Consider the following 26234-nt stretch of genomic DNA (forward strand, 5'->3'; position numbering starts at 1 on the left):
AGGCATATACTTCGGTTTTACCGAATCGGCAGAAAATATGCTCAATTACCGCCAGCTTCACTACTTCTGGGTCGTGGCCAAGACCGGCAGCATCGTGCGCGCCTGTGAACAGTTGAATCTGACCGCGCAGACCGTCAGCGGGCAGATCAGTCTGCTGGAGGCGTCACTGGGGGTCGATCTGTTTCAGCGCGTCGGTCGGCAACTGGAAATGACCGAAGCAGGTCGCCTCGCCCTGCCCTACGCCGAACAAATGTTTCAGTTGGGCAATGACCTGGAAAACCTGCTGCGTTCGCAACCGGATGAACAGCAATTGCTGTTGCGCATTGGGGTGGCCGACGTCGTGCCCAAGTCGATTGTCTACCGCCTGATCGCCCCGACCATGACGCTGGAAGAGTCAATCCGCATCACCTGTCGCGAGGACAAGCTGGAACGACTGCTGGCAGACCTGGCCATTCAGCGTCTCGACCTGGTGATTTCCGATAGCCCCATGCCGCCGCATCTGGACATCAAGGGGTATAGCCAGAAGCTGGGCGAATGCGGGGTCAGTTTTTTCGCCACGCGTGAAATGGCGGAGCGTATCGGGACGGATTTTCCGCAGTGCATGCATGGCGCACCGCTGCTGATTCCAGGCCAGGAAACCGTGGTTCGAGGCCGACTGATGCGCTGGTTTGCCGAACAGAGCATTCAGCCGCGCATCATTGGCGAATTCGATGACAGCGCGCTGATGAAGGCGTTCGGCAAATCCGGCAGCGGCGTGTTCGTGGCGCCCAGCGTGATCGCCGACGAAGTGCAGAACCAGTATGGCGTACAAGTGGTTGGCCATACTGACGCGGTGACCGAATCGTTCTACGCCATTACCGTGGAGCGCAAGGTCAGGCACCCCGGCGTTGTCGCCATCGCCGAAAGTGCTCGGAACCAGCTGTTTACCGATGCAGGCTAAGCCGGGAGCGGCCCCGGATCACGCTTGATCAACAACAGCGCCAGCACAAGCGCCAGCACAATGATGCCCGCAGCGGCAAAACCGACGTTGCCCAGCCCCAGGTGATCAATGACCCTGCCGCCAATCACCGCGCCGATGCCAATGCCAAGGTTGGCGCCGGCGATGTTCAGTGATGCCGCGAATGCAGGTGCTTGTGGCGCTGCCTTGATCAGCCGCACATGACTGACCAGAAACAAGGCCGCCTGGGTAATGCCCCAAACGGCAAGCGCGAGTGGCAAGGCCACCACCGAATGAATGCTCGGCACCACCGCGACCATGCCGACGACCATGAAAGCGCAGAACACCAGGCTGGCAATCAACGGATGGCGGTCGACCATGCGCCCGCCCAGCGAGTTGCCCAGCAAGCCGACAGTGCCAAAGCCCATCAGACACCAGCCCACCAGAGCGCCGTCGAAACCGGCAAGACGCTCGAGCATGTCCGCCAGGTAGGTATAGGCCGTGAACATGCCGCTGAACACCAGCACCGAGAGCAGCACGTGCCCCTGCATCATCCGGCTGCGCAAGATGCCGAACTGTTCAAGGATCGAGACCGGGTTCGGCCGGGCAACCGTTTTCGGCAGATAGACCGTCAACAACAGTGCCTTGGCGAACGCCAGACCGGCCAGCACCAGAAAGGCCGTGCGCCAGCCGAACGCGTCGGAGATCAGGGTACCGATGGGGATGCCGAACACCGTGGCGCAAACGATGCCGAAACCGATCCTGGCAATCGCCCGCCCAGCAAACTGCGGACCGACAATGTCCACGGCGGTCTCGCTGGCCAGCGCCCAGAACACCGGCAAGCCCAACGCGGGAATCAGCCGGGCGATACCCATCACGGCGATATTGGGCGCCAGCGCCGCCAGCATATTTGCAAAGCCGAACAGTACCAGGATGCTGACAAAAAGGCGCTTGCGCTCGAAGCGCGAAAAGTAGGCGGTCAGAAAGGGACCAAAGGCGGCGACGGTGAACGCGAACAACGTCACCAGCAGCCCGGCCTGCGAGACCGTGACATTCAGGTCGCGGGCAACGGCTGGCAAAAGGCCAACGATAACGAATTCTGTAGTCAGCACGGTGAACCCGGCGGCTGACAGCAGAAGGATGGGCAACAACATGAATACTCCAGAACAACATCAATACAGCCCGCTGCAACAGCGCGGCCTGCGGGAGGAAAATTAAAGCGGCTTGAAGATGAGTGTCACGCCAATGCTGCGCATTGGCGTGCATTTCGTGAGGTTCTGCGTCGAAACTTCTCAATCCGGCAAGGCAGTGACTAAACAGTGCATCCTGTACGACCCGAAGCTCACGCCAAAGCTCAGTGAAAGCGTAACGAACTGCACCCACACGCTGAGCACGCGTCGGTGTAAACCAGTCCGCTTTTTATTCTGGCCGAAGGCCGTGGGAGCGGGCCTGCTCGCGAAGAGGCCGGTACAGCCCTCAGGAAAGAGGGCGCTCGATGCATCGACTTCGTGAGCAATACGGACGCCGCCCCGGTCACTCCAACGCCCTTCGGGCAGAAGCCTGTAAGCCCTTTATTCCGGGCGTTTTAGAACTTGCCCATGAAATCACGCTTGCCGATTTCAACGCCGTTGTGGCGCAGCAGATCGTAGGCAGTCGTGACGTGAAAGAAGAACTGCGGCAAGGCGTAGCTGAGCAGATAGGCCTGACCGTTCAGGCGCTTTTCCTTTTCAGTGCCGGGACGCAGGACGATTTCGATGCCTTCCTTGCCGTCGACCTGGTCAGGGGTGATGCTGCCGATGAACGCGAGTGTCTTGGCAAGCAGAGCCTGCAACTCGGCAAAGGTGGTTTCGGTGTCATCGTATTGCGGGATCTCGACGCCTGCCAGGCGCGCGGAAGCACCCTTGGCAAAATCGACAGCGATCTGCACCTGACGGGTGAACGGCAGCATATCCGGGAACAGACGTGCCTGTAGCAGGGCTGGCGGCTGAATTTTCTTCTCGGTCGCGTAGGCTTCGGCTTTGGTCAGAACGTCGCTCAGCGCGTTGAGCATTTGCTGAAAGACAGGAATGGAAGCGGCGTACAGGGAAATAGACATGACATATCCTGATTGAGAAAGGCGCAATTATAGACCCACATGACGCCAAACGCCGTGACACTTTTCAGCGCCCCTGCAGATCCGTGCAGCAGACACTGGCAATAATGTCCGCCACGCCCTACGCTGATCCACCGCCATCACTCAGGGAAGCGCCATGTCCATCGAATCGTCCTCCACCGAATCCTCCCCGAATGCCGAGGCGTTACAACTCAACGGCGTTGAAGTGCGCATTCTGGGCTGCCTGATCGAGAAACAGGCGACCAACCCGGAAACCTATCCGCTGACCCTCAATGCACTGGTGATTGCCTGCAACCAGAAGACCAGTCGTGACCCGGTCATGAACCTCACCCAGGGTCAGGTCGGCCAGAGCCTGCGAGCCCTGGAAGGCCGCGGTCTGTCACGGCTGATCATGGGCAGTCGCGCCGATCGCTGGGAACACAGGGTCGACAAGGGGCTCGAGCTGGTCCCGGCGCAGGTGATACTCACTGGCCTGTTGCTGCTGCGCGGGCCACAGACCGTCAACGAGCTGCTGACCCGCAGCAACCGCATGCACGACTTCGAGGACAGCGAGCAGGTCGTGCACCAGCTGGAACGTCTGATCGCCAGAGGTCTGGCGATGCTCGTGCCGCGCCAGTCGGGCCAGCGCGAAGACCGTTACATGCACCTGCTGGGCGACCCGGAATCCCTGCAGGAGCTGCTTGCCGCCCGCCAGCACGCACCGGAGCGACCTTCGGCAAGTCCGGCGGCCAACTCGCGTATCGATGAGCTGGAGGCACGGGTCGCGGCCCTTGAAGAACGACTGGCCAGACTGGAGCACGCCGAGGAGTAACGCGCCCTGCCCGACCTGCCGGCTAGCCGGCTCTGGCGAAGGCTGCCACCTGCTGATACTGCTCGTCGGTCGGGCGCACCCCGGTATAGAGCACAAACTGCTCCAGTGCCTGGATCGCCGCCACTTCATCACCACTCACCACACGCTTGCCCAGGCGGCGTGCAGCCTGGATCAGCGGCGTGTCGGCCGGGGTAGCCACCACATCGAAAACCGTTTCAGCGGCGTCGATGGCTTGCAGGTCAAACGACAGCTCGTCAGCTTGCGCGCCCTGCATCCCTAATGGAGTGACATTGACCAGCAAGGGTGGCCGCGCGCTGCCCAGCTCCGCTTGCCAGCGAAAGCCGCACGCCTCTGCGAGACGCCGGCCGGCCTGCTCGTTACGGGCCACGATCAGCCCCTCGGTGAAACCCGCATCACGCAGCGCGAACGCGACTGCCTTGGCCATTCCCCCGCTTCCACGCAGGGCAAACGCGCTGCGCGACACCGCATGGCTCTCCATCAGTTGAGCGACAGCGATGTAATCGGTGTTGAACGCCTTCAGATGCCCGTCGGTGTTGACGATGGTATTGATCGACTGGATAGCGGCAGCCGAGGCGTCCAGTTCGTCGACCAGCTCGATGCAGGCCTCCTTGAAGGGCATCGAAACTGCGCTGCCACGAATCCCCAGCGAGCGTATGCCGGCCACGGCGGCGGCGAGGTCTTTGGGGGCGAAAGTCTTGTAATAGAAGTTCAAGCCCAACTGCTGATAAAGATGATTATGGAAACGCACACCAAAGTTGCCGGGACGGGCGGCCATGGACATGCACAATAATGTCTCCCTGTTAGCAGTGACGGACATCGGGTGTTTCCTCCAGACGGTAATGGCTTGAATCTTCGATAGAAGCGTATGCTACGCACCAGCGAGCGCGAGGACATATGCGGCACACCTTACATAAAATTTACTCAGCACTTTCGCAGATTCTTACAATTTCGGTGTCATAGTGTTATCCCGTGGCAGTGCTTGAGAGTGATGCAGGCGCGCGACAACGGGTTGAGAGCGAGGAACAGTCATGATTCGTCAAATCCCCAAGATCGCCTTGTTTGTAGGTGCCCTGGCCCTTGCTGGCCAGGCGAATGCTGACCGTGGCTGGGGTGGCCCTGCCGTGGTAGGTGCTATCGTTGGCGCTGCCGTTGTCGGGGCGGCGGTATCTTCAGGTCGCGACAGAACGGTGTACGTCGAGCGCGAGCCGGTATACGTGCAACAGCAGCCGGTCTATTACGCGCCGCCACCGGTCTATTACCAGCCGGCCCCGGTCTATCAGGTTGTGGAGCGCTACCCACCGCCTCCACCGCCAGGCTACTACCACCGTTACGGGCCACCGCCAGGCCCCGGCTATTACTACGGTCCGCCACGCGGCCGCTGGTAACAGAACAAAAAACCCGCCTTTTCAGGCGGGTTTTTCGTTGCTGTGCTCACATAATTGGCTGCCAATGCAATGCGCCAAACCCTCGTTGTTATCAATGACCACTATTGAGAGCGTCGATTTCTGACTTGCCCGCCTGCCCTCTACAGTAGCGCCATGGATTGAGGAGGCACTTATGACCAAGGTACACATCATGTCCGTCGTCGGTAGCGCAGTTCCAGCCCCGCTCAGAGAGCGCGGCCTGTTGGCCTGCTGGTACCTGATTCAGGATGGCGAACCCGTCAGCGGCCCGCTCGCGTCATTGCCTGTTGCAGAGGCCCTGTCGCGGCAACTGCAGTGTCAGCCCCTCAACAGCTGACTTCTTCTGCAAACCTCGTGCGTTGCTCCGCACATCCCTTGCCCGCCTCTTCGATGGCGGGCTTTTTTTGCCATGGAAAAAGCCGGTGACCAGACTCAGCCGCGCTCGGCCATGGCCGCGTTGACCTGACAGCGATGGGCCAGTTTCTGCAGGCGTTTCTCCAGCGCCATTAACACCACACGATCGGTACGCCCACTGTCGAGTTCATCGATCAGGTCATTGGCGACCTGACGCAATTCGTAAGCCAGCACCACGCGGTCATCGTTGAGGTCCTGTTTATGCGACTCGAACAGGCGATGCAGGTAATCCTGCAAGGTGTATTTCAGGCTATGCCGGTCACTGGCGCGCAGATGGGTCAGGTTGAGGCTGATACGGCCCTGCAGTTCGCTCAGCTCGCCGCACAGGTACTGCATGCGCCGCGCGTAACCCACTTCCCGGTCACGTATCTGCCTGTGCGCCAGTTCCGCTTCCTGCTTGCGCTGGATGGCCGGTACTGCCACAGCGGCCATCAGCCCGACGATCAGACCGATCGCCTGCATCCAGCCGGCCCAGTCACTCGGACGTGAGGTAAAGCCGACACCCAGCAGCAGAATGACGATCAATGAAGCGCTGATCACCAGTACTGCGTAATCCTTGCTGACAAACCCCTTGAGCATTGCATGACTCCTGAATCGGTGACCTGAATGGCATGGAATGCTAATCGGTGCGGGCCTTGCGCACCACGAATATTCAATTCAGATGTGGTTTTTGGCAGGTTCCAGAGCAGAAAGCGACTTAACAGCAACTTAATGAATGACCGATTGCGTCATTTATTGCGCAAACGCCCACCCCAGCCCATCGACATACAGCAAAGTCTGCTCATAAAATGCAGCGTTTTGACGCGATCCCTTCCATTTACCACCTTTTATCGAGTGAGCCTTGCTCTTGAAAATCCGTCTGTCTCTTTTGGGCCTATTATTTGTACTTACCGGCCCGGTGCTTTCTACCCCTACGCTGGCAAATGAACCCGCCGTTCTGAACCGTGATCCTTCCAACCTGCACCTTGCCTCGGGCAGCGCAATGGTCATCGACCTGCAGACCGACAAGGTGCTGTATTCCAGCAACCCGGATGTGATCGTGCCGATTGCCTCGGTCACCAAGCTGATGACCGCGATGGTCGTGCTGGATGCCAAGCAGCCGATGGACGAAGTCATTCCGGTGAACATTTCCCAGACACCGGAAATGAAAGGCGTCTTCTCTCGAGTCAAGCTCGGCAGTGAAATGAACCGTCGGGACATGTTGCTGATCACCCTGATGTCCTCGGAAAACCGCGCGGCGGCCAGCCTGGCGCACAGCTATCCGGGCGGCTATCCGGCGTTCATTCTGGCGATGAACGCCAAGGCCAAGGCGCTGGGCATGAAGCACACGGCCTACGTCGAACCCACCGGCCTGTCGGTGTACAACGTGTCGACCGCGCGCGACCTCACCAAGCTGGTGATGGCAGCGCGCAAATACCCGCTGCTCAGTGAACTGAGCACCACCGAGCAGAAGACCGTGACCTTCCGCAAACCGACCTACACCCTCGGTTTCAGCAACACCGATCATCTGGTGCGCAAGGATAACTGGGACATCAAGCTGACCAAGACCGGCTTTACCAATCAGGCCGGTCATTGCCTGGTGCTGCTGACCAGCATGGCCAACCGCCCGGTTTCAGTGGTGATTCTCGATGCGTTCGGCAAGTACACGCACTTTGCCGACGCCAGCCGCATACGCAAGTGGATGGAGACCGGTCAGAGCGGCCCAGCGCCCGAAGTGGCCCTGCAGTACAAGAAAGAAAAGAATCTGGTCATGAGACAGACCGGTATTCAAGCCAGAGACTGAGTCACGCTGGCAACGAAAAACGGTCGCGATGCTTGCACATCGCGACCGTTTTTTATTTCCTCGAGCGACACTCAGTTGTATTGAGTGACCAGCTTGGTATTCAGGTAGGCCTCAATGGCCTCGGTGCCGCCTTCGGAACCGTAACCGGAATCCTTGATCCCGCCGAACGGTACTTCCGGCAAGCCGATGCCCTGATGATTGATCGACAGCATCCCCGCTTCGATAAAGGTACTCAGCGCTTGCGCAGTCTTCATCGACGTGGTGAAGGCATAGGATGCCAGCCCGAACGGCACGCGGTTTGACTCGGCAATCGCCTCCTCTAGCGTGTCGAAAGGCACCAGCAACGCGACAGGGCCGAAAGGCTCCTCATTCATGATGCGCATCTGCGGCTTCAGGCCACTCAACACGGTCGGCTCGAAGAAATAGCCCGCCCCCTCGACAGCCTTGCCACCGGCAGACAGCGTCGCGCCACCACGCACCGCGTCATCGATCAGATCGACCAGCGCAGGAATACGTCGATCATTGGCCACAGGGCCCATGGTGGTGCCCGCCTCCAGACCGTTACCCACCTTGATTTCGCGAGTCAGGCCAACGAATTTCTCGGTGAACGCGTCGAGTACCTTGCGCTGCACCAGAATCCTGGTCGGCGACACGCAGACCTGCCCGGCGTTACGGAACTTGGCGGTGGCCAGCACGCGAGCGGCGAGGTCGATATCCGCATCATCGAACACCAGCGCCGGTGCATGACCACCCAGTTCCATGGTTGCCCGCTTCATGTGCTTGCCAGCCAATGCGGCCAGTTGCTTGCCGACCGGCGTAGAGCCAGTGAACGTGACCTTGCGAATGACCGGATGCGGAATCAGGTAGCCGGAGATTTCTGCCGGATCACCGTAGACCAGACCGATGACGCCAGCCGGCACACCGGCATCGGCGAAAGCGCGAATCAGCTCGGCAGGCGACGCTGGCGTTTCTTCCGGGGCCTTGACGATGATCGAGCAGCCCGCAGCCAGTGCCGAGGACAACTTGCGCACCACCTGGTTGATCGGGAAATTCCAGGGCGTGAACGCAGCGACCGGGCCGACCGGCTCCTTGATGACTTTCTGTTCGATGGACACGCCCCGCGACGGCACGAGACGACCATAACTGCGACGCCCTTCTTCGGCCAGCCAGTCGATGATGTCAGCCGCCGACAGGGTTTCCATGCGCGCTTCGGCCAAGGGCTTGCCCTGCTCCTGCGTCATGATTCGGGCGATGCCGTCCGCGCGCTCACGAATCAGGTTTGCCGCTTTCTGCATCAGCTTGTAGCGATCATAAGCCGAGGTGGCACGCCAGGTGGCACGCCAGGTGGCAAAGCCACGCTCGGCCGCCGCCAGAGCTTCGTCAAGGTCGGCGATACCGGCATGCGCCACAGTGCCCAGCGCCTCGCCCGTCGCCGGGTTGATGACTGACAACGTGCGATTGTCGCGGCTTGCGCGCCATTGACCATCGATATAAAGCTGTACGTCTGGATACATGAACAATTTCTCCATAAGTCGCTGAAAGGAACGGTGTGACCGACGGATCAGACTCGCTGATCAGCACCGGCCATCGGCAAAAATGACAAGCGCTACGGCTCGTCGATTTTGCGACGCGTCATGACGCGCGTCGACAGGCTCACAACACGTTTGAAGCCGGTGGTCTCATCGGCCTGCGCTATGCTGCACTTACGACGATACTTTACTTACATAGCCTGGACTCAAGTCACCAGTCAGGGATGACGTGATCATGAACGTACAGTCTGCCGCATTGCATCATCATACGCCCCGCCTGAGTGTCATTGAGCCACGCGGCCTGGAGATTCGCGCGATTGATTTTTGGCGCAACCAGGCCACGGACACGCCGGCAGTTCTTATAAACCGCGTGGCTCATGATGCTGCCGGGCATCCGGTCAACTGCTGGGATGCAAGGCTCTGGGAAAGCCAGGCTGCCGTCAATCTTGCCACTGTGTTTTCCCTGAGTGGTCAGGCGCTTCTCAGCGACAGTGTCGATGCCGGTTGGCGGCTGATGTTGGCCGGTGACAGCGGCGCGGTCGTGGCCGGATGGGATGGCCGTGGGACTGAGCGGAGCGTGCAGTATGACGCTCTACTCAGACCCGTTGCCATCATTGAAAACGGACGCTGCGTCGAGCGGCGGCAATACGGTGGTCCGGATACTCAGGGCCATAACCATTGCAACCAATGTATACGCCATGATGACCCGGCTGGTTCGCGAATGGATACCGAGTTCGCCCTGACGGGTGGCGTGCTTGAACAGACGCGGCATTTCCACTTCAATCCCGAAAATGTCGATTGGCCAGAACCGCTGGCAGAACGTGACGCCTTGCTCGAATCTGGTCCAGGCGCAACTACGCGCTGGGCACACAGTCCGCTTGGCGATGTCATCTCGCAGACGGACGCCCAGCGTAACGTCCAGACCTTTGCCCATACTGTGGCAGGTCATATTGAGGCCATTTCACTCAGCCTCTCCGGGCAGACAAAGCGAGTTCTGGTTCACAGTATCGATTACGACGCTCAAGGCCACGTAACCTCGGAAACGGCTGGCAACGGCGTTGTGACCAAGGCGGTGCACGACGCCGCAGATGGCCGTCTGATTGAACTCAAAGGCACACGGGCAGATGGTCAACTGCTGCAACATCTGCTCTATGACTACGACCCGATGGGCAATGTCCTGCGTATCGAGGATCGCACCCAGCCGACACGGTGTTATGCCGGTCAGCGCATCGAGCCGGTGTCGACGTATCAATACGACACGCTGTATCAGTTGATCCAGGCTACCGGCACGGAGTCTGCGAAACTCAATCAAGGCCCTGTTTTTCCATCCTTCCAGGCTCCCCTCGACCTGACGCAGCTGGCCAATTACACGCAAACCTACCGCTATGATGCGAGCGGCAATCTGTTGCAACTGACCCACACGGGCAACCAGTCCCACTCGCGCACCCTGATCACTTCGCAAACCAACAATCGCAGCCTGCCGGTTATCAAAGATCGACCGCCGGATGAAGCGGCCATCGCTGCCGCGTTCGACGCCAATGGCAATCTGAATGAGTTGCAAGCCGGGCAAGCGATGAGCTGGGACTGGCGTAATCAGTTGCAGCAAGTGCGGCCGGTGGTTCGGGCAGCGGGTGACGACGACAAAGAGCGCTACATCTACGACGCCAGTGGGCAACGCCTGCGCAAAATCCATACGACCAAGGCGAAAGCCGTTGTCCACAGTGCCGAAGTGCGCTACTTACCAGGCCTGGAGGTGCACAGCAACAGCGCCACAGCCGAGACTTTGCACGTTATCGTCACCCAGGCCGGGCGCAACGAGGCTCGGGTATTGCACTGGCAGACGGGTCAACCCGAAGGACTTGAAAACGATCAGGTTCGCTACAGCTTCGCCGATCATCTGGGGTCCGGCACCCTGGAGCTGGATAACAACGCGCGCATCATCAGCCAGGAAAGTTACTACCCGTTTGGTGGTACCTCGTGGTGGGCAGGGCGCAGTACGGTTGAAGCCAGCTATAAAACCATTCGTTATTCCGGCAAGGAACGCGACGCGACGGGGCTGTACTACTACGGCCTGCGCTATTACGCGCCGTGGTTGCAGCGATGGATCAATCCGGACCCGGCGGGCACAGTGGACGGGATGAATCTGTATCGTTTTGTCAGGAATTCGCCTTTGCGGTTTGCCGATCAACAGGGGGCTGCTCCCTACGACGTACCTATTACAGTTGTCGTTGCAAAGGACCTTTCCGAGTTCGCGGCTGAGCAGCTATCCAAAATGTATGACGTTAGGGATGTTGCCGTTTCGTTATTGGAGTTCACGCGTTCCGAGCTGCTAAAAGCATCACCGAGGCGAGACGTAAACAAGGCTTTCGACGCAACCTTTGGCGCGCTGGATCCGAGCGCCCGCGCCGCTACGAGCATCGACGTGGAAGATTCGTTACGGCAGATGCAGGAGCTCATTGAGTCCATCGGCAGTCCAGACTCTGATCTGACGCTGTTTCTTTTTAACGGACCCGAGGACATTCTCGCATCGACTGATTTTCAAGGCGAGTTTCAGGAATCGGTCGAACGGATTGGGGTGTCAACCTCTCTTCTTGCCAACTACGATGTGCTGGAAGTTGCACGATCCCTTATTCACGAGACCTCCCATGTCCGCCTGAATACAGTGGATGCGTTTTATTATCTGACGGATGCCAGTAAGCGCCTCGTTAATGGAGCGGATGCCACACAGGTTAAGACGTGGTCAGGCGAGTTCCGAAAGTCGTTAAGAAAAATCTCGACGCATGGCCCCAGGGAAAACCGATTCGATCCAGCCAACTATATATTCGCCATGCAGGCGTTGACCGAGAATGCGCGCACCCGAGCAGAGCGAAAACAAGAGTTCTTGAGCAACACAACGACCCGAACTTCATTATTGCTGATGAATGCCGACACGCTTTCGTCGCTTGTCATGGCGACCGGACAGCCTGCCCGATATGCGCAGACACGGATGAATCAGTCTGGAAATTAGACAATCAATGGCAGTACCCGCTTGAGCAAATACAGAGTGTCATTGACGCCTGAAAAAACGGTGCCTGTTTGAGCACCGTTTCAACAAAAAAGGCGTTGTCGGGGTAATTACAGAATCGGCTTGCCGCCCGTCACTGCATAGCGCGAGCCGGAAATGTAACTGGCTTCGTCAGAGGCCAGCAGCACATAGATCGGCGAAACTTCCACCGGCTGCCCCGGGCGCCCCAGCGGTGTCTCGCTACCGAAGCTTTTCACATCTTCGTCGGTCATGGTCGCCGGGATCAACGGGGTCCAGATCGGACCTGGAGCAACGCTGTTCACGCGGATGCCCTTCTCGCCCAGCAACTGCGCCAGACCACCGGTGAAGTTGGCGATTGCGCCCTTGGTGGTTGCGTAGGCCAGCAACGTCGGCTTGGGCATGTCCGAATTGACCGAACTGGTATTGATGATCGAACCACCCCGCGGCATATGCGGAACCGCAGCCTTGCAGATGCGAAACATCGCCGTGATGTTGATATCGAAGGTTTTGACCCATTCTTCGTCGGAGATTTCGTCCAGCGTTTCATGCGTCATCTGGAACGCAGCGTTGTTGACCTGCACATCGATGCGACCAAACTCTGCAACGGTCTTGCTCACGATGTCTTCGCATTGCTGCTTCTGTGCCAGGTCGCCCGGCAACAGCAAACATTTACGGCCCGCCTCTTCGACCCAGCGCTTGGTTTCTTGCGCGTCTTCATGCTCGTTCAAGTAGGAGATCGCGACCTGCGCGCCTTCACGTGCAAAGGCGATCGCGACTGCGCGGCCGATGCCGCTGTCGGCGCCGGTGATCAGCGCGATCTTGCCCTGCAGACGTCCGGAGCCCTTGTAGCTTTTTTCACCGCAATCGGGATAGGGGTCCATCTTGCCCTGCATGCCTGGAACATCTTGTGGCTGGCTGGCAAATGGCGGCTTTGGGTATTCTTCGTTCATCTGAATAAATCTCGTTGAATAAAATGTTGTGACTGAAGTGCTGACGCCCTTGTCGATCGCCTATGGCAGATACGACAAGGGCTCTCAGGCAAGGCCTGGTCAACTGCGCTTATCACGCACCTGGCTTGAGCACGACCTTGGTCCAGCCTTCATCACGCGCATCGAAGTGCTTGTAGGCGTCAGGGCCTTCTTCAAGTTTCAGGCGATGGGAAATGATCTGCGACGGCTTGGCGCGACCGTGGTGTATTAGCTCGGCAAGGCGACGGTTGTAAGCCTTGACGTTGGCCTGGCCGGTGCGGATCTGCTGGCCCTTGAACCAGAACGAACCGAAGTCGAAGGCCATCTTGCCTTCCTTCGCGAGGTCGCTTTTGGCGCCCGGATCCTGCGGCACGAAAACGCCCACGACGCCGATTCCACCTGTCGCCTTGGTCGAGGCAACGAGATTGTTCATGGTGACGTGGTTGGCCTCGTAACCATGACGGTCGCAGCACTGATAACCGACGCACTCACAGCCACGGTCGGTGCCTTTGCCATCGGTCAGATTGAGGATCTGATCCACTGCGCCCTGCTCCAGCGAGTTGATCGGCGTCGCGCCCATCTTCGCCGCGAGTGCCAGACGATCTGGATGGTTGTCGACCACGAACACCTGCGACGCGCCCTTGATCATCGCCGAGTGGGCAGCCATCAGGCCGACCGGACCGGCACCATAGATGGCAACGCTTTCGCCAGGCAGCAGCCCGGCCAGTTCGGTGGCATGCCAACCGGTAGGAAAGATGTCCGAGAGCATGACGTAATCCTCTTCACGCTCGGCGGCATCTTCGGGCAACAGCAGACAGTTGAAGTCGGCATACGGCACACGCAACAGCTCGGCCTGGCCACCTTCATGATCGCCCATGTCAGCAAAGCCGTAAGCCGCACCCGCGCTGCCCGGGTTGGCAGTCAGGCAATAACCGGTCAGGCCCTTCTCACAGTTTTCGCAAAAGCCGCAGCCAATATTGAACGGCAGGCACACCCAATCGCCCACTTTGATGCGGTCGACGCCGGCGCCGACTTCGATCACCTGGCCGAGGTTCTCATGGCCGAAAATGCGCCCGGTCTCGAAAGACGTGCGGCCTTCGTACATGTGCAGGTCCGAGCCACAGATATTGGTGGAGGTCACTCGGACAAGAGCATCTGTTGGCTTCTGGATCTTCGCATCCGGTACGTTTTTGACACTGACGTCACGCGGACCGCCATAGACGATAGCTTTCATGTTCTGAGTCTCCTTGGGTGAAAAATTCGACATGGCCTTTTATGGCTCACCGAATATCTGTCACGACCAGAAGACGCCTGTTCAAAGCGATTGCCTTCGTACCTGACGAATGGTCATTGATGAACGCGTGTCAACGCTGCGCGCTCGCAGTGATTCGGGCAAATGAGGCGAGTCCCGGCCCCTGTATTCACTGCAAAGAAAGCATTTGCACGCACGATCTTATGGTATACCATCAGACGAAATACAAAAGCACTCGCTCCGGGAGTCGTTCATGAGTTTTGAAATTCGCAAGATCGTCACGTACACCGAAGAAACCTTTATCGAGGGCGGCAAGGCCGTCGACAAGCCGGTCACCATGATCGGGCTGGCGGCCGTGATCAAGAACCCTTGGCTGGGCCGTGGTTTCGTCGAAGACCTGAAACCGGAGATTCGCGCCAACTGCTCCGCACTGGGCGAGTTGATGGTCAAGCGCCTCACCGATGCGATTGGCGGCGCGCAGAACATCGAGGCCTACGGCAAGGCTGCAGTGGTCGGGGCGGAAGGCGAAATCGAACACGCTTCGGCCGTGATCCACACCCTGCGCTTTGGCAATCATTACCGTGAGGCCGTCAAGGCCAAGAGCTACCTGAGCTTCACCAACAAACGCGGCGGCCCAGGTACGTCGATCCAGATTCCGATGATGCACAAGGACGATGAAGGGCTGCGCTCGCACTACATCACCCTGGAAATGCACATCGAAGATTCGCCGCGTGCCGACGAAATCATCGTAGTCCTTGGTGCCGCCAACGGTGGACGCCTGCACCCACGAATCGGCAATCGCTATATAGACCTGGAAGAGCTGGCGGCCGAAAAAGCCCAGTAAATCATGAGGGGCTCGTCGCCCGATCACCTTTGTCATCTGCGCAGGAGCGATCCATGATTCAGCTCACCGCTGAACACACCCCGGCGGGTACCAGCTATCTGGCTACCGGCCAAGGTCACCCCGTGGTGTTGATTCACGGGGTGGGCCTTAACAAGGAAATGTGGGGCGGCCAGATCGTCGGGCTGGCCACGCAATATCAGGTCATCGCCTACGACATGCTGGGCCACGGTGCCAGCCCTCGCCCCCACCCGGATACGGGCCTGCCGGGCTATGCCGAACAACTGCACGAGCTGCTGACGCACTTGCAACTGCCGCAGGCGGCGGTCGTCGGTTTCTCGATGGGCGGACTGGTGGCGCGTGCGTTTGCGCTGGAGTTCCCCCAGCACCTGTCGGGGCTGGTGGTGCTCAACAGCGTCTTCAATCGCAGCGCGGAACAGCGTGCCAGCGTCATTGCGCGCACCACTCAGGCTGCCGAGCATGGCCCGGACGCCAATGCGGGCGAAGCGCTGTCACGCTGGTTCAGCCGCGAGTATCAGGCGGCCAGCCCGGCCCAGATTGCGGCCATTCGGCACAACCTGGCCAGCAACGATCCGCAGGGTTACCTGACCACGTACAAGCTGTTCGCCACTCAGGATATGTACCGCGCCGAAGATCTGGGCGATATTCGCGCACCGACGTTGATCGCCACGGGCGAACTTGACCCGGGATCGACGCCCGAAATGGCCCGCGAAATGGCCGCGCGCATCCCTGGTGCCGATGTCGCGATATTGCCCGATCAGCGTCATATGATGCCGGTTGAATCGCCACGTCTGGTCAACCAGGTATTGCTTGGTTTCTTCGAAAAGATCGGCCTCGACAAACCGGCGTCCGCTCACCATTCGATCAAGGGGATTGTTGCATGAGCCTTACCCGCTTTCAGATGTGCATCGACGGTCAATGGGTCGATGCGTTGTCCGGCAAGACCTTCGACAGCCTCGATCCGGCGCTGGCCGAACCCTGGGCGCAACTGCCGGATGCTGACGAAGCTGACGTCGAACGGGCCGTTCAGGCCGCCCAGAAAGCCTTCGAGGGTCAGGCCTGGCGCGGCCTGACGGCCACGGCACGCGGCAAGCTGCTGCGTAAACTGGGCGACCTGATTGCCGAAAACAAGGAGCAACTGGCACAGCTGGAAAGCCGCGACAACGGCAAACTGATTCGCGAAACCCGCGGGCAGGTCGGCTATCTGCCCGAATTCTTTCATTACACCGCAGGGCTGGCTGACAAACTCGAAGGCGGCACCCTGCCCCTCGACAAGCCCGACCTGTTCGCCTACACCGTGCACGAACCGATGGGCGTAGTGGCCGGGATCATACCCTGGAACAGCCCGCTGTACCTGACCGCCATCAAGCTGGCCCCGGCACTGGCGGCAGGCAACACCATTGTCCTCAAACCCTCGGAATACGCCTCGGCCACCGTGCTTGAGCTGGCGCGTCTGGCACTTGAAGCCGGCATTCCACCGGGCGTGGTCAACGTCATCACCGGTTACGGTCCGACCACTGGCGCGGCCCTCACCCGGCACCCGCTGGTGCGCAAGATAGCCTTCACCGGTGGCGCGGCTACGGCGCGTCATGTGGTGCGCAGCAGCGCGGAGAACTTCGCCAAACTGTCGCTGGAACTGGGCGGAAAATCACCCAACATCATCTTCGCCGACGCCGATCTGGACAGCGCCATCAATGGCGCCGTCGCCGGCATCTATGCGGCGTCCGGGCAAAGCTGTGTTTCCGGCTCGCGATTGCTGGTGCAGGACGAAATCTACGACGAGTTCGTCGAACGCCTGGCAGAGCGCGCCAGTCGTATCCGCATCGGCAATCCGCAGGATGAAGGCACCGAAATGGGTCCGATGGCCACCGCTCAGCAACTGGCCGTGGTAGAAGGCCTGGTGGCCGACGCGCTGGCCGAAGGTGCACGCCTGCGTCTGGGCGGCAAGCGACCGACGCTGGACAGCAAAGGCTGGTTCTACGAACCTACGCTGTTCGAGTGCGATCACAATTCGATGAAGATCATGCAGGAAGAAGTATTCGGCCCGGTGGCATCGGTGATTCGTTTCAAGGACGAAGCCGAAGCGCTGGCCATCGCCAACGACTCCCAGTTTGGTCTCGCCGCCGGAATATGGACCCGCGACCTTGGCCGGGCACACCGTCTGGCGCGGGATATTCGCTCAGGTATCATCTGGGTCAATACGTATCGAGCCGTGTCGGCCATGGCGCCCATCGGCGGTTTCAAAAATAGCGGCTACGGTCGTGAGAGCGGGATAGACTCCGTGCTGGCCTACACCGAACTGAAAACGGTGTGGATCAACCTTTCGCAGGCGCCCATGCCTGATCCATTTGTCATGCGTTAACGAGGCCGCTGCGATGATAGAACCCGGTATTTACAAAGAAGTCATGGCGTCATTCCCTTCGGGCGTGACCATCGTCACCACCCTCGACCCTGAGGGCAACCTGTTCGGTATTACTGCCAGCGCATTCAGTGCGCTGTCCATCGACCCGGCCCTGGTGCTGTTCTGCCCTAACTATGAATCGGACACTTACCCGGTGTTGCGTGACAGCAAAAAATTCGCGATTCACCTGCTGTCTGCCGACCAGCAGACAGAAGCCTATGCCTTCGCCAGCAAGGGCAAGGACAAGACCAAGGGCATCGAGTGGCAGTTGAGCGAGCTGGGCAACCCGCTGCTGAGCAAGGCCACGGCGATCATCGAGTGTGAGCTGTGGCGGGAATACGACGGCGGCGATCACGCGATCATTGTCGGCGAGGTGAAAAATCTGATCCTGCCCGCGACACCGGTCACGCCGATGGTCTATCACCGGGGCAAGATGGGTGCACTGCCAGCCATCGTCTGAGGTAGCTCAGGGCAGTCTTGGTGGTTGCAGGCACGGGCGTGATAAACTCGGCCGCGACCCGGGTTCATCCATCCGGGCCATGCAGCAGCCCGCGCGGTTTGTGGGTTGCCGACATGAGCGAGACGTTATTTCCAGTCACGTTTTTACTTTGACAGCCCCATTCCGAGCACACCCGATGAAACGCCTGCCTCTCGACGACACCTTCAAGGTCAACCGCAACCCCGTCACACTGCGCGAGATCGTGCTGGACAAGCTGCGCAGCGCAATCATGAACTTTCAACTGCTGCCGGGCGATCGTCTGGTCGAGCGTGATCTATGTGACCGCCTCGGGGTAAGCCGCACGTCGGTTCGCGAAGCACTGCGCCACCTGGAATCCGAAGGCCTGGTGGAGTTCGCCGATGCCAAGGGCCCGCGTGTTGCAATCATCACGCTGGCTGATGCCTGCGATATCTACGAACTACGCTGCGTGCTGGAAGGCCTGATCGTTCAACTGTTTACCCTGCGGGCCAAGCCCAAGGACATTCGCGCTCTGGAAAAAGCCCTGGAGGAAAATCGTCAGGCGCTCAAGGAAGGCGAACTGCAGCAGGTGATCGACTCGGTCCAGGGTTTCTACGATGTATTGCTGGAAGGCTCGGGCAACCATGTGGCCGCGACCCAGCTACGCCAGTTGCAGGCGCGCATCAGCTACCTGCGCGCCACCTCGGTATCCCAGGAAAATCGCCGCGGTGCCAGCAACAAGGAAATGGAGCTCATGGTCGAAGCGATCAAGAGCGGCGACCCGCTGGCCGCGCACCAGGCGTCGGTCGATCACGTACGCAACGCCGCACGTGTGGCGCTGGAATACCTCAAATCCAAGCAGGACGAAGACAGCAAAGTCCGTGACATCATCGCCCCCGTTGCGCTGAAAGAACCTCGCATAGGTCGCTGAAATGGCCACACCGCGCTTCTGTCCTCAATGCGGTAGCGCTGATCTGGCTCAGCGTGTCCCGTCTGGCGATACGCACGTGCGGCTGGTCTGTGGCGGCTGTCAGTATATTCACTACATCAACCCGAAGATCATCGCGGGTTGCATCATCGAGCAGGAAGGCAAGTACCTGCTTTGCCAGCGCGCCATCCCGCCGCGCCCGGGCACCTGGACACTGCCTGCCGGTTTCATGGAAAGCGGCGAAACCACCGAGCAGGCAGCGCTGCGTGAAGTCTGGGAAGAAACCGGTGTACGCGCCGAGATCCTTTCGCCCTACTCTATCTTCAGCGTGCCGCGCATCAGCGAAGTCTACATTGTGTTCCGCGCCATCGCGCTGGAGGTGACCGGCCAGTTCGGCCCGGAAACCCTGGATTACAGATTCTTCGCCCCCGAAGACATCCCGTGGGACAGCATCTATTACCCCGCCATCCGCCAGATACTGGAACGCTATATCGAAGAACGTCAGGCGGGTGTCTACGGTATTTATATCGGTAACGACGACACCGGCAAGGTGCACTTTATCCGGTGAATGCCTGAAGCTTTCAGCTCGCAACTGAACGCTTAAAACTGCCCCTCGACGATCACGATCTCGGCCTTCGAAGCACCCTGCCTGTGGCTCATCGCATGCTGGTACTCGGGCGACCGATAACAGGCCAGCGCCTTCTCGTAGGATTCAAATTCGATAATCACCGTGCGCTGCGGCGTATCACGCCCTTCGAGCGCCTCGGAACGCCCGCCGCGCGCGAGGAACCTGCCACCAAACAGCTCGAAAGCCGCGGGGGCGCGCTGGGTGTATTCGCTGTACTGCTGAGGGTCGGTCACATCAACGTGTGCAATCCAATAGGCTTTCATCGCGATCTCACTGTTTCATTGATAGGCAATCTGTGAAATATTCTGTCTTATGGTATACCACGATTCATCCACCCATAAAACCGGGAAACTGACTATGGCGTTCGATCGCATCGAAGACATCATCGAAGACTACCGCCAGGGCAAGATGGTGTTGCTGGTCGACGACGAAGACCGGGAAAACGAAGGCGATCTGCTATTGGCTGCCGATTGCTGTTCACCACAGGCCATCAGCTTCATGGCCCGCGAAGCGCGCGGTCTGATCTGCCTGACGCTGACCGACGAACACTGCCAGCGTCTGGGCCTGGAACAGATGGTACCCAGCAACGGCAGCGTATTCGCCACCGCGTTCACGGTGTCCATCGAAGCGACCACAGGTGTGACCACCGGCATCAGCGCGGCAGATCGTGCGCGTACCGTTCAGGCTGCCGTCAACCCGCACGCAGTACCGGAAGATCTGGTGCAGCCGGGCCATATCTTTCCATTGCGCGCGCGTGACGGCGGCGTCCTGACCCGTGCCGGGCATACCGAAGCGGGCTGCGACCTGGCCCGGCTGGCCGGTTTCACGCCAGCGTCGGTCATCGTTGAAGTCATGAATGATGACGGCAGCATGGCCAGAAGACCTGACCTGGAAGTGTTTGCCAAAAAGCACGGCATCCGCATCGGCACCATCGCCGACCTGATCCATTACCGCCTGAGCACCGAACACACCATCGTCAGGATTGGCGAGCGCGAACTGCCGACCGTGCACGGCGCCTTCCGTCTGTTCAGCTACGAAGACCGCATCGAAGGTGGCGTGCACATGGCCATGGTGATGGGCGACATCCGCCGTGACGCCGCCACGCTGGTGCGCGTGCATGTTGTCGACCCGCTGCGCGACCTGGTCGGTGCCGAATACAACGGCCCCGCCAACTGGACGCTTTGGGCCGCCCTGCAACGTATCGCTGAAGAAGGTCACGGCGTGGTGGTGGTGCTCGCCAATCACGAATCCTCCCAAGCGCTGCTGGAGCGCATTCCACAGCTCACCCAGCCGCCACGCCAATACACGCGCTCGCAATCACGTATTTATTCCGAGGTCGGTACGGGCGCACAGATCTTGCAGGATCTGGGCGTCGGCAAGCTGCGCCACCTCGGCCCGCCACTGAAATACGCAGGGTTGACTGGCTACGATCTGGAAGTGATTGAAAATATTCCGTTTCCCGGCTGACCAGGCAAACGCTTGGCGCGCGAGCCTGATAATCCACCGCCTTTAACCGAAGGCGCTGACCAAAAAAGCCACCGTGAAGGCGTTTTGACAGGGCAAAACGCTTGCAGAAAGTTTGGAATACCATAATATGACATTCCATAAATACAAGATCTGGTCAGACGCGCCCGGCGAGGGACAGCACTAATAACAGCACCTGACCTGTACAAGGTTTCAAGGCCCATTGGACCTACTGCTCCCGATTACGCGGGCAAGAAAAGCCCGCTCAAAACACAACAAATGAGGGCGTAAAAATGGTGTTGAACAAACGTGCAACAGCAGTCCTGGCCGCTGGCGTGCTGGCTTTCTCGAGTGTCGCCGCTATTGCCGCCGAGAGCGTCAACTTCGTGAGTTGGGGCGGCTCCACGCAGGACTTTCAGAAGGAGGCCTGGGCGGCGCCGTTCAGCAAGGCCAGCGGCATCACCGTCGTGCAGGACGGTCCTACCGACTACGGCAAACTCAAGGCCATGGTCGAAAGCGGTAACGTGCAGTGGGACGTTGTCGATGTCGAAGCCGACTTCGCCCTGCGCGCCGCCAGTGAAGGCCTGCTGGAGCCTCTGGACTTCACCGCCATCAAACGCGACGAGATCGACAAACGCTTCGTGACTGACCACGGCGCCGGTTCGTTCTTCTTCTCCTTCGTGCTCGGCTACAACGAAAGCAAAGTCGGCGGTAAGGCGCCTGGTGACTGGGCCGCGATGTTCGACACCAAGACCTACCCTGGCAAGCGCGCGCTGTACAAGTGGCCAAGCCCCGGCGTGCTGGAACTGGCTCTGCTGGCCGATGGTGTAGCGCCTGACAAGCTTTACCCGCTGGACCTCGACCGCGCCTTCAAGAAACTCGACACCATCAAGAAGGACATCGTCTGGTGGGGCGGCGGTGCGCAGTCCCAGCAACTGCTGGCTTCCGGCGAAGTGTCGATGGGGCAGATGTGGAACGGCCGGGTCTACGCCCTGCAGCAGGATGGCGCGCCGGTGGGCGTGAGCTGGAAACAGAATCTGGTCATGGCTGACTTTCTGGTCGTACCCAAGGGCGCAAAGAACAAGGACGCTTCGATGAAATTCATCGCCAATGCAACCAGTGCCAAAGGCCAGGCGGACTTCTCCAATCTCAGTGCCTATGCCCCGGTCAATACCCAGAGCGTTGCGCGCCTGGACTCTACGCTGGCACCTAACCTGCCGACCGCGCACGTTGCCGATCAAATCACTCTCGACTTCGCATACTGGGCCAAGAACGGCGCTGATATTGCGACACGGTGGAACGAATGGCTGGTCAAGTAAAAATGACAGCGGTTGCTCCTCGTCAATCCATGCCGGCCGGGGGTGCTTCCAGCACCGCTGGCACGGCCAGCCAGAAGGCGCCGGGCATGCAGGCATCCCCTTCCCTCGCACAGCGCTGGCGTGGCAGCCGCAATCTGCTTCCGGCGCTGATCTTCCTTGGACTGTTCTTCTTCGCGCCGCTGATTGCCCTGCTGCTGCGGGGCGTGCTGGAACCGGTGCCGGGCCTTGGCAACTATGAGCAACTGTTTGCCAACTCGGCCTACTCGCGGGTGCTGCTCAATACCTTTTCCGTAGCCGGTCTGGTGACGCTGTTCAGCCTGCTGCTGGGCTTCCCGCTCGCCTGGGTGATCACCCTGGTGCCGCGCGGCTGGGGACGCTGGATTCTGAATATCGTGCTGTTGTCGATGTGGACCAGCCTGCTGGCCCGTACCTATTCGTGGCTGGTGCTGTTGCAGGCCTCAGGGGTCGTCAACAAGGCCTTGATGGCCATGGGCATCATCGATCAACCGCTGGAAATGGTGCACAACCTGACCGGTGTGGTGATCGGCATGAGCTACATCATGATTCCGTTCATCGTCCTGCCGCTGCAGGCGACCATGCAAGCCATCGACCCCATGGTGCTGCAGGCGGGTTCGATCTGCGGCGCCAGCCCATGGAGCAATTTCTTCAGAGTGTTCCTGCCACTGTGCCGTCCGGGGCTGTTTTCCGGAGGCCTGATGGTGTTTGTCATGTCGCTCGGTTATTACGTCACCCCGGCGCTGCTCGGCGGCGCGCAGAACATGATGCTGCCCGAATTCATCGTCCAGCAGGTGCAGTCGTTCCTCAACTGGGGGCTGGCCAGTGCCGCCGCTGCGTTGCTGGTGCTGATCACGCTGGTGCTGTTCTACTTCTACCTGAAGCTCCAGCCGGAATCACCGGTCGGCGCCAGCAATGCGAGGTAAACCGCCATGCTCCTGACACCCAATGCCATGAGCCCCGGCTTGCGTACGGGCCTGTACCTGACCACCGCCCTGATCGCGCTGTTCCTGTTGCTGCCGATCCTGTTCATCGTCCTGCTGTCGTTCGGTTCGTCGCAGTGGCTGGTGTTTCCGCCGCCCGGCTGGACGCTGAAGTGGTATCAGCAGTTTTTTTCCAACCCGGACTGGATGGCCGCGGCCATGTCCAGCTTCAAGGTCGCGATCCTGACCACCCTCGCCTCGGTGGCACTGGGCCTGCCCACTGCATTCGCACTGGTGCGTGGCCGGTTTCCGGGGCGTGACCTGCTGTACGGCGTCTTCACACTGCCGATGATCGTGCCGCTGGTGATCATCGCCGTCGCGGTCTACGCGCTGTTTCTCAAGCTCGGCTACACCGGCACGCTGTTTTCCTTCGTCGTCAGCCATGTGATCGTTGCCTTGCCGTTCACCATCATCTCGATCATCAATTCGTTGAAGCTGTTCGACCAGTCCATCGAGGATGCAGCAGTCATCTGCGGTGCCTCACGCTTGCAGGCGATCTACAAGGTGACCTTTCCCGGCATCCGCCCGGGCATGATGGCCGGTGCGCTGTTCGCGTTCCTGGTGTCGTGGGACGAGGTGGTCTTGAGCGTGATGATGGCAAGCCCTACCCTGCAAACCCTTCCCGTGAAAATGTGGACCACCCTGCGTCAGGACCTGACGCCAGTCATCGCCGTCGCCTCAACGCTGCTGATCGCCCTGTCGGTGCTGATCATGTTCATCGCCGCGACCCTGCGTCGCCGCAACGAAGCCAGGAGTACTTCATGAGTGCCGTGATCAAAGACCCCGCCCATCAGCGACAGAACACACTCGTCAGCCTGTGTAATCTGAACAAGCACTACGGAAGTTTCGCCGCCGTCGACGACATTTCCCTGGACATCCAGGACGGCGAATTCCTGACCTTCCTGGGCTCCAGCGGCTCGGGAAAAAGCACCACGCTGTCGATGCTCGCCGGCTTCGAAACGCCCAGCTCGGGCGAGATTCTGGTGGGCGGCAAATCGCTGGTGAATGTGCCGCCGCACAAGCGTGACATCGGCATGGTGTTCCAGCGCTACTCGCTGTTCCCGCACCTGTCAGTCCGCGACAACATTGCCTTCCCGCTGGCGATCCGCAAGATGCCTGCGGCCGAACGCGAGAAGAAAGTCGATGCGATGCTCAAGCTGGTTCAGCTGGAAGCCTTCGCTCATCGTCGCCCGTCGCAACTGTCAGGCGGCCAGCAGCAACGGGTCGCCATCGCCAGGGCGCTGGTTTACGAGCCGCGCATCCTGCTGATGGACGAGCCTCTGGGCGCACTGGACAAGAAGCTGCGCGAAGACTTGCAGGACGAACTGCGTCAGTTGCATCGCCGGCTGGGTATCACCATCGTTTACGTGACCCATGATCAGGAAGAAGCCATGCGCCTGTCACAGCGCATCGCCATTTTCAGCCATGGCAAGATCGTCGGTCTGGGCTCGGGCTATGACCTGTACCAGGATCCACCGAATGCCTTCGTCGCCTCGTTTCTCGGCAACTCGAACTTCCTCAGGCTCAAGGCTCAGGGCAATGCCGTGGCGACGTTCGAGGGCAGCACACTGGCGATTCGCCTGACCGCAGGGCTGAAGACCGATCAGGACGTGCTGCTGATGGTGCGCCCGGAGAAAGCCCAGGCGCTGAGCGTGTCCCAGGCTGAGGCCATGCCACTCGAAGCAGGCTGGAACGAGGTGAGCGCCACGGTCCATGAAGTGCTGTTCCTTGGCGAGAGCCAGACGTGCTCGGTAGTCACTGCCGGAGGCACTGCCATGACGGTCAAGGCGCTTTCCGCGAACGGCATGTCGCTCAAGGCCGGCGACCCGGTGCGCGTGCGCTGGGCCGCCGCAGACGCATGCATCTACACCGAGTGGACCGAAAGCGACCTGAACAAGGCGGCTGGCACCCACTGACAGTGCGTGGCGTGTCTCAGTGGTTGACCGGCGAAGGATGCAGGGCAAGGTAGTCGCGCAGAAACTCCACCGTGACGCGGACCTTGGCCGAACTCATCAGCGGCGAGGTATGCACCGCCCAGATGTCTGCATCCTGACGGTAATCCGGCAACACCTGAACCAGCCGGCCCTCGGCCAGGTCAGTGCGCACATCCCACAGCGAACGCAGCAATACCCCGCGTCCGTCCAGGCACCACTGGCGGGCGATTTCGCCGTGGTTGGTGGACAGGCTGCCGGTCACCTTGACGGTTTCGGCACCTTGCGGCCCGTTGAGGTGCCAGATGCCGAACGGCCGGTCGCGCTCCTTGATCACCAGGCAATCGTGATTGGCCAGTTCGCCAAGATTGAGCGGCGTGCCATGAAGGTTGAGGTAGCCGGGGCTCGCGCACAGAACCCGCCAGTTGCTGGCCAGATGCCTGGCGCGCAAGTGCGGAGCGATTTCGTTGCCGACGCGGATATCCAGATCGACGCCCTCCTCGATCAGATCGACCAGCCGGTCCTGAATGTCCAGACGGATATCCAGCTTCGGATAACGCGCGGCCAGTTCCGACAACGCCGGCGCGACGAAACGACGGCCAAAGCCCTGGCTGCTGACCACGCGCAACAAGCCACTCGGTTCGCCATGCAGTGCCGCCACTTGGTCGCCCATCTGCTGCACTGAGTCGAGCATACCCCTGGCCCACTCGTAGACGCGCTCGCCATCTTCGGTAATCGACACCTGCCGGGTCGAGCGGTGCAGCAACACCACGCCCATGCCCTGCTCCAGCAAACGGATGCGCTTGCTGACGTAGGCAGCGGACATGCCCAGCTCATCCGCAGCCCCGACGAAGCTTGAGCGCCGGGCCACATGAACGAACACATTCAAATCATCAAGACTGGGGTATTTATTCACGATTCGTGTTTTCTCAGTCCATTAATAAGCTGATTATCTTTGTATCGTGTGCTTATAGCATGAATGGCCTGTGC

At 59.7% G+C, this 26234-nt stretch carries 26 protein-coding genes; 17 read left to right on the forward strand and 9 right to left on the reverse strand.

Annotated features, from left to right (window positions below; translation table 11 throughout):
- The first annotated feature begins 37 nt into the window (after positions 1 to 37).
- Complete coding sequence (gene nhaR, locus PCPL58_RS16405; RefSeq protein WP_003369301.1) at positions 38 to 940, forward strand: transcriptional activator NhaR; 903 nt, start codon at positions 38 to 40, stop codon at positions 938 to 940.
- Here the strand turns inward: nhaR and PCPL58_RS16410 are convergent.
- Together PCPL58_RS16410 and PCPL58_RS16415 are read right to left on the reverse strand one after the other, a co-directional pair.
- Positions 937 to 2091 carry an MFS transporter gene (locus PCPL58_RS16410; protein ID WP_065349928.1) on the reverse strand — a complete coding sequence of 385 codons (1155 nt, stop codon included), beginning with the start codon at positions 2089 to 2091 and terminating at the stop codon, positions 937 to 939. The two genes, nhaR and PCPL58_RS16410, sit on opposite strands and share 4 nt — an antisense overlap.
- 431 nt (positions 2092 to 2522) lie before the next feature.
- A complete protein-coding gene (locus PCPL58_RS16415; RefSeq protein WP_003369297.1) occupies positions 2523 to 3032 on the reverse strand; it encodes a DUF1993 domain-containing protein in 510 nt (169 codons plus the stop codon).
- A gap of 154 nt (positions 3033 to 3186) precedes the next feature.
- Between PCPL58_RS16415 and PCPL58_RS16420 the strand changes: the two genes are divergently transcribed.
- Positions 3187 to 3861, forward strand: coding sequence for a YceH family protein (locus PCPL58_RS16420; RefSeq protein ID WP_065349929.1), 675 nt, complete (start codon positions 3187 to 3189; stop codon positions 3859 to 3861).
- Positions 3862 to 3883: 22 nt separating this feature from the next.
- On the opposite strand, the gene PCPL58_RS16425 is transcribed toward PCPL58_RS16420, so the two are convergent.
- The gene (locus tag PCPL58_RS16425; protein ID WP_065349930.1) at positions 3884 to 4699 is read right to left on the reverse strand and encodes a shikimate 5-dehydrogenase; all 816 of its coding nucleotides are present in this window, start codon (positions 4697 to 4699) and stop codon (positions 3884 to 3886) included.
- Between the two features lie 211 nt (positions 4700 to 4910).
- Between PCPL58_RS16425 and PCPL58_RS16430 the strand changes: the two genes are divergently transcribed.
- Together PCPL58_RS16430 and PCPL58_RS16435 are read left to right on the forward strand one after the other, a co-directional pair.
- Complete coding sequence (locus tag PCPL58_RS16430) at positions 4911 to 5267, forward strand: hypothetical protein (RefSeq protein ID WP_003410180.1); 357 nt, start codon at positions 4911 to 4913, stop codon at positions 5265 to 5267.
- Positions 5268 to 5439: 172 nt separating this feature from the next.
- Positions 5440 to 5622, forward strand: a complete 183-nt coding sequence (locus tag PCPL58_RS16435; protein WP_003369289.1) for a hypothetical protein — start codon at positions 5440 to 5442, stop codon at positions 5620 to 5622.
- A 95-nt stretch (positions 5623 to 5717) separates the two neighbouring features.
- On the opposite strand, the gene PCPL58_RS16440 is transcribed toward PCPL58_RS16435, so the two are convergent.
- Positions 5718 to 6278: a hypothetical protein gene (locus PCPL58_RS16440; protein ID WP_065349931.1), complete on the reverse strand. Its 561-nt coding sequence runs from the start codon at positions 6276 to 6278 to the stop codon at positions 5718 to 5720.
- A gap of 268 nt (positions 6279 to 6546) precedes the next feature.
- Between PCPL58_RS16440 and pbpG the strand changes: the two genes are divergently transcribed.
- On the forward strand, positions 6547 to 7482 hold the full coding sequence (gene pbpG, locus PCPL58_RS16445; RefSeq protein ID WP_032609595.1) for a D-alanyl-D-alanine endopeptidase: 936 nt from the start codon (positions 6547 to 6549) through the stop codon (positions 7480 to 7482).
- Between the two features lie 71 nt (positions 7483 to 7553).
- Here the strand turns inward: pbpG and PCPL58_RS16450 are convergent, their stop codons facing one another.
- Complete coding sequence (locus tag PCPL58_RS16450) at positions 7554 to 8996, reverse strand: NAD-dependent succinate-semialdehyde dehydrogenase (protein WP_065349932.1); 1443 nt, start codon at positions 8994 to 8996, stop codon at positions 7554 to 7556.
- Between the two features lie 250 nt (positions 8997 to 9246).
- Between PCPL58_RS16450 and PCPL58_RS16455 the strand changes: the two genes are divergently transcribed.
- Positions 9247 to 12018, forward strand: a complete 2772-nt coding sequence (locus PCPL58_RS16455; protein ID WP_065349933.1) for an RHS repeat domain-containing protein — start codon at positions 9247 to 9249, stop codon at positions 12016 to 12018.
- A gap of 107 nt (positions 12019 to 12125) precedes the next feature.
- On the opposite strand, the gene PCPL58_RS16460 is transcribed toward PCPL58_RS16455, so the two are convergent.
- On the reverse strand, positions 12126 to 12986 hold the full coding sequence (locus PCPL58_RS16460; RefSeq protein ID WP_065349934.1) for an SDR family oxidoreductase: 861 nt from the start codon (positions 12984 to 12986) through the stop codon (positions 12126 to 12128).
- A gap of 112 nt (positions 12987 to 13098) precedes the next feature.
- A complete protein-coding gene (locus tag PCPL58_RS16465; protein ID WP_065349935.1) occupies positions 13099 to 14238 on the reverse strand; it encodes a glutathione-independent formaldehyde dehydrogenase in 1140 nt (379 codons plus the stop codon).
- A 271-nt stretch (positions 14239 to 14509) separates the two neighbouring features.
- Between PCPL58_RS16465 and PCPL58_RS16470 the strand changes: the two genes are divergently transcribed.
- The 6 genes from PCPL58_RS16470 to PCPL58_RS16495 all read left to right on the forward strand — a co-directional run bounded on the left by PCPL58_RS16470 (position 14510) and on the right by PCPL58_RS16495 (position 19472).
- A complete protein-coding gene (locus tag PCPL58_RS16470) occupies positions 14510 to 15100 on the forward strand; it encodes an amino acid synthesis family protein (protein ID WP_065349936.1) in 591 nt (196 codons plus the stop codon).
- Between the two features lie 53 nt (positions 15101 to 15153).
- The gene (locus PCPL58_RS16475) at positions 15154 to 16002 is read left to right on the forward strand and encodes an alpha/beta fold hydrolase (RefSeq protein WP_065349937.1); all 849 of its coding nucleotides are present in this window, start codon (positions 15154 to 15156) and stop codon (positions 16000 to 16002) included.
- Entirely contained in the window at positions 15999 to 17480 is a 1482-nt protein-coding gene (locus PCPL58_RS16480) for an aldehyde dehydrogenase (RefSeq protein WP_065349938.1), read from the forward strand. Before PCPL58_RS16475 ends, PCPL58_RS16480 begins: the two co-directional genes overlap by 4 nt.
- A gap of 13 nt (positions 17481 to 17493) precedes the next feature.
- Positions 17494 to 17979, forward strand: a complete 486-nt coding sequence (locus PCPL58_RS16485) for a flavin reductase family protein (protein ID WP_044309617.1) — start codon at positions 17494 to 17496, stop codon at positions 17977 to 17979.
- A gap of 175 nt (positions 17980 to 18154) precedes the next feature.
- Positions 18155 to 18907, forward strand: coding sequence for a GntR family transcriptional regulator (locus PCPL58_RS16490; protein WP_003369267.1), 753 nt, complete (start codon positions 18155 to 18157; stop codon positions 18905 to 18907).
- A 1-nt stretch (position 18908) separates the two neighbouring features.
- Complete coding sequence (locus PCPL58_RS16495) at positions 18909 to 19472, forward strand: NUDIX hydrolase (protein WP_003369265.1); 564 nt, start codon at positions 18909 to 18911, stop codon at positions 19470 to 19472.
- Positions 19473 to 19504: 32 nt separating this feature from the next.
- Here PCPL58_RS16495 and PCPL58_RS16500 read toward each other — a convergent pair whose 3' ends face one another.
- On the reverse strand, positions 19505 to 19795 hold the full coding sequence (locus tag PCPL58_RS16500) for a DUF1330 domain-containing protein (RefSeq protein ID WP_003434186.1): 291 nt from the start codon (positions 19793 to 19795) through the stop codon (positions 19505 to 19507).
- 94 nt (positions 19796 to 19889) lie between these two features.
- On the opposite strand from PCPL58_RS16500, the gene ribBA reads away from it, so the two are divergent.
- The 5 genes from ribBA to PCPL58_RS16525 all read left to right on the forward strand — a co-directional run bounded on the left by ribBA (position 19890) and on the right by PCPL58_RS16525 (position 25229).
- The gene (gene ribBA / locus PCPL58_RS16505) at positions 19890 to 20999 is read left to right on the forward strand and encodes a bifunctional 3,4-dihydroxy-2-butanone-4-phosphate synthase/GTP cyclohydrolase II (protein ID WP_058396995.1); all 1110 of its coding nucleotides are present in this window, start codon (positions 19890 to 19892) and stop codon (positions 20997 to 20999) included.
- Between the two features lie 290 nt (positions 21000 to 21289).
- Complete coding sequence (locus tag PCPL58_RS16510) at positions 21290 to 22315, forward strand: ABC transporter substrate-binding protein (RefSeq protein ID WP_065349939.1); 1026 nt, start codon at positions 21290 to 21292, stop codon at positions 22313 to 22315.
- The gene (locus PCPL58_RS16515) at positions 22300 to 23256 is read left to right on the forward strand and encodes an ABC transporter permease (protein WP_072366517.1); all 957 of its coding nucleotides are present in this window, start codon (positions 22300 to 22302) and stop codon (positions 23254 to 23256) included. Before PCPL58_RS16510 ends, PCPL58_RS16515 begins: the two co-directional genes overlap by 16 nt.
- Positions 23257 to 23262: 6 nt before the next feature.
- Positions 23263 to 24078 (forward strand): ABC transporter permease, encoded by an 816-nt coding sequence (locus PCPL58_RS16520; protein WP_003410149.1) that lies wholly within the window; start codon positions 23263 to 23265, stop codon positions 24076 to 24078.
- Positions 24075 to 25229, forward strand: a complete 1155-nt coding sequence (locus PCPL58_RS16525) for an ABC transporter ATP-binding protein (protein ID WP_065349940.1) — start codon at positions 24075 to 24077, stop codon at positions 25227 to 25229. Before PCPL58_RS16520 ends, PCPL58_RS16525 begins: the two co-directional genes overlap by 4 nt.
- A gap of 16 nt (positions 25230 to 25245) precedes the next feature.
- On the opposite strand, the gene PCPL58_RS16530 is transcribed toward PCPL58_RS16525, so the two are convergent.
- Positions 25246 to 26160, reverse strand: coding sequence for a LysR substrate-binding domain-containing protein (locus PCPL58_RS16530; protein WP_032609599.1), 915 nt, complete (start codon positions 26158 to 26160; stop codon positions 25246 to 25248).
- Between the last annotated feature and the right edge of the window lie 74 nt (positions 26161 to 26234).

It is taken from the genome of Pseudomonas cerasi, assembly GCF_900074915.1.
Taxonomy (GTDB): Bacteria; Pseudomonadota; Gammaproteobacteria; order Pseudomonadales; family Pseudomonadaceae; genus Aquipseudomonas; species Aquipseudomonas cerasi.

What these genes read in the sequence shown, in the direction of transcription:
- PCPL58_RS16420 (WP_065349929.1), top strand. Translation starts at nt 3,187, where the DNA reads ATGTCCATCGAATCGTCCTCCACCGAATCCTCCCCGAATGCCGAGGCG.
- PCPL58_RS16485 (WP_044309617.1), top strand. Translation starts at nt 17,494, where the DNA reads ATGATAGAACCCGGTATTTACAAAGAAGTCATGGCGTCATTCCCTTCG.
- PCPL58_RS16480 (WP_065349938.1), top strand. Translation starts at nt 15,999, where the DNA reads ATGAGCCTTACCCGCTTTCAGATGTGCATCGACGGTCAATGGGTCGAT.
- PCPL58_RS16495 (WP_003369265.1), top strand. Translation starts at nt 18,909, where the DNA reads ATGGCCACACCGCGCTTCTGTCCTCAATGCGGTAGCGCTGATCTGGCT.
- PCPL58_RS16465 (WP_065349935.1), bottom strand. Translation starts at nt 14,238, where the DNA reads ATGAAAGCTATCGTCTATGGCGGTCCGCGTGACGTCAGTGTCAAAAAC.
- PCPL58_RS16450 (WP_065349932.1), bottom strand. Translation starts at nt 8,996, where the DNA reads ATGTATCCAGACGTACAGCTTTATATCGATGGTCAATGGCGCGCAAGC.
- PCPL58_RS16490 (WP_003369267.1), top strand. Translation starts at nt 18,155, where the DNA reads ATGAAACGCCTGCCTCTCGACGACACCTTCAAGGTCAACCGCAACCCC.
- PCPL58_RS16510 (WP_065349939.1), top strand. Translation starts at nt 21,290, where the DNA reads ATGGTGTTGAACAAACGTGCAACAGCAGTCCTGGCCGCTGGCGTGCTG.
- PCPL58_RS16525 (WP_065349940.1), top strand. Translation starts at nt 24,075, where the DNA reads ATGAGTGCCGTGATCAAAGACCCCGCCCATCAGCGACAGAACACACTC.
- PCPL58_RS16430 (WP_003410180.1), top strand. Translation starts at nt 4,911, where the DNA reads ATGATTCGTCAAATCCCCAAGATCGCCTTGTTTGTAGGTGCCCTGGCC.
- PCPL58_RS16515 (WP_072366517.1), top strand. Translation starts at nt 22,300, where the DNA reads ATGGCTGGTCAAGTAAAAATGACAGCGGTTGCTCCTCGTCAATCCATG.
- PCPL58_RS16500 (WP_003434186.1), bottom strand. Translation starts at nt 19,795, where the DNA reads ATGAAAGCCTATTGGATTGCACACGTTGATGTGACCGACCCTCAGCAG.
- PCPL58_RS16435 (WP_003369289.1), top strand. Translation starts at nt 5,440, where the DNA reads ATGACCAAGGTACACATCATGTCCGTCGTCGGTAGCGCAGTTCCAGCC.
- PCPL58_RS16470 (WP_065349936.1), top strand. Translation starts at nt 14,510, where the DNA reads ATGAGTTTTGAAATTCGCAAGATCGTCACGTACACCGAAGAAACCTTT.
- ribBA (WP_058396995.1), top strand. Translation starts at nt 19,890, where the DNA reads ATGGCGTTCGATCGCATCGAAGACATCATCGAAGACTACCGCCAGGGC.
- PCPL58_RS16410 (WP_065349928.1), bottom strand. Translation starts at nt 2,091, where the DNA reads ATGTTGTTGCCCATCCTTCTGCTGTCAGCCGCCGGGTTCACCGTGCTG.
- PCPL58_RS16440 (WP_065349931.1), bottom strand. Translation starts at nt 6,278, where the DNA reads ATGCTCAAGGGGTTTGTCAGCAAGGATTACGCAGTACTGGTGATCAGC.
- PCPL58_RS16415 (WP_003369297.1), bottom strand. Translation starts at nt 3,032, where the DNA reads ATGTCTATTTCCCTGTACGCCGCTTCCATTCCTGTCTTTCAGCAAATG.
- PCPL58_RS16475 (WP_065349937.1), top strand. Translation starts at nt 15,154, where the DNA reads ATGATTCAGCTCACCGCTGAACACACCCCGGCGGGTACCAGCTATCTG.
- PCPL58_RS16460 (WP_065349934.1), bottom strand. Translation starts at nt 12,986, where the DNA reads ATGAACGAAGAATACCCAAAGCCGCCATTTGCCAGCCAGCCACAAGAT.
- PCPL58_RS16455 (WP_065349933.1), top strand. Translation starts at nt 9,247, where the DNA reads ATGAACGTACAGTCTGCCGCATTGCATCATCATACGCCCCGCCTGAGT.
- nhaR (WP_003369301.1), top strand. Translation starts at nt 38, where the DNA reads ATGCTCAATTACCGCCAGCTTCACTACTTCTGGGTCGTGGCCAAGACC.
- PCPL58_RS16425 (WP_065349930.1), bottom strand. Translation starts at nt 4,699, where the DNA reads ATGTCCGTCACTGCTAACAGGGAGACATTATTGTGCATGTCCATGGCC.
- PCPL58_RS16520 (WP_003410149.1), top strand. Translation starts at nt 23,263, where the DNA reads ATGCTCCTGACACCCAATGCCATGAGCCCCGGCTTGCGTACGGGCCTG.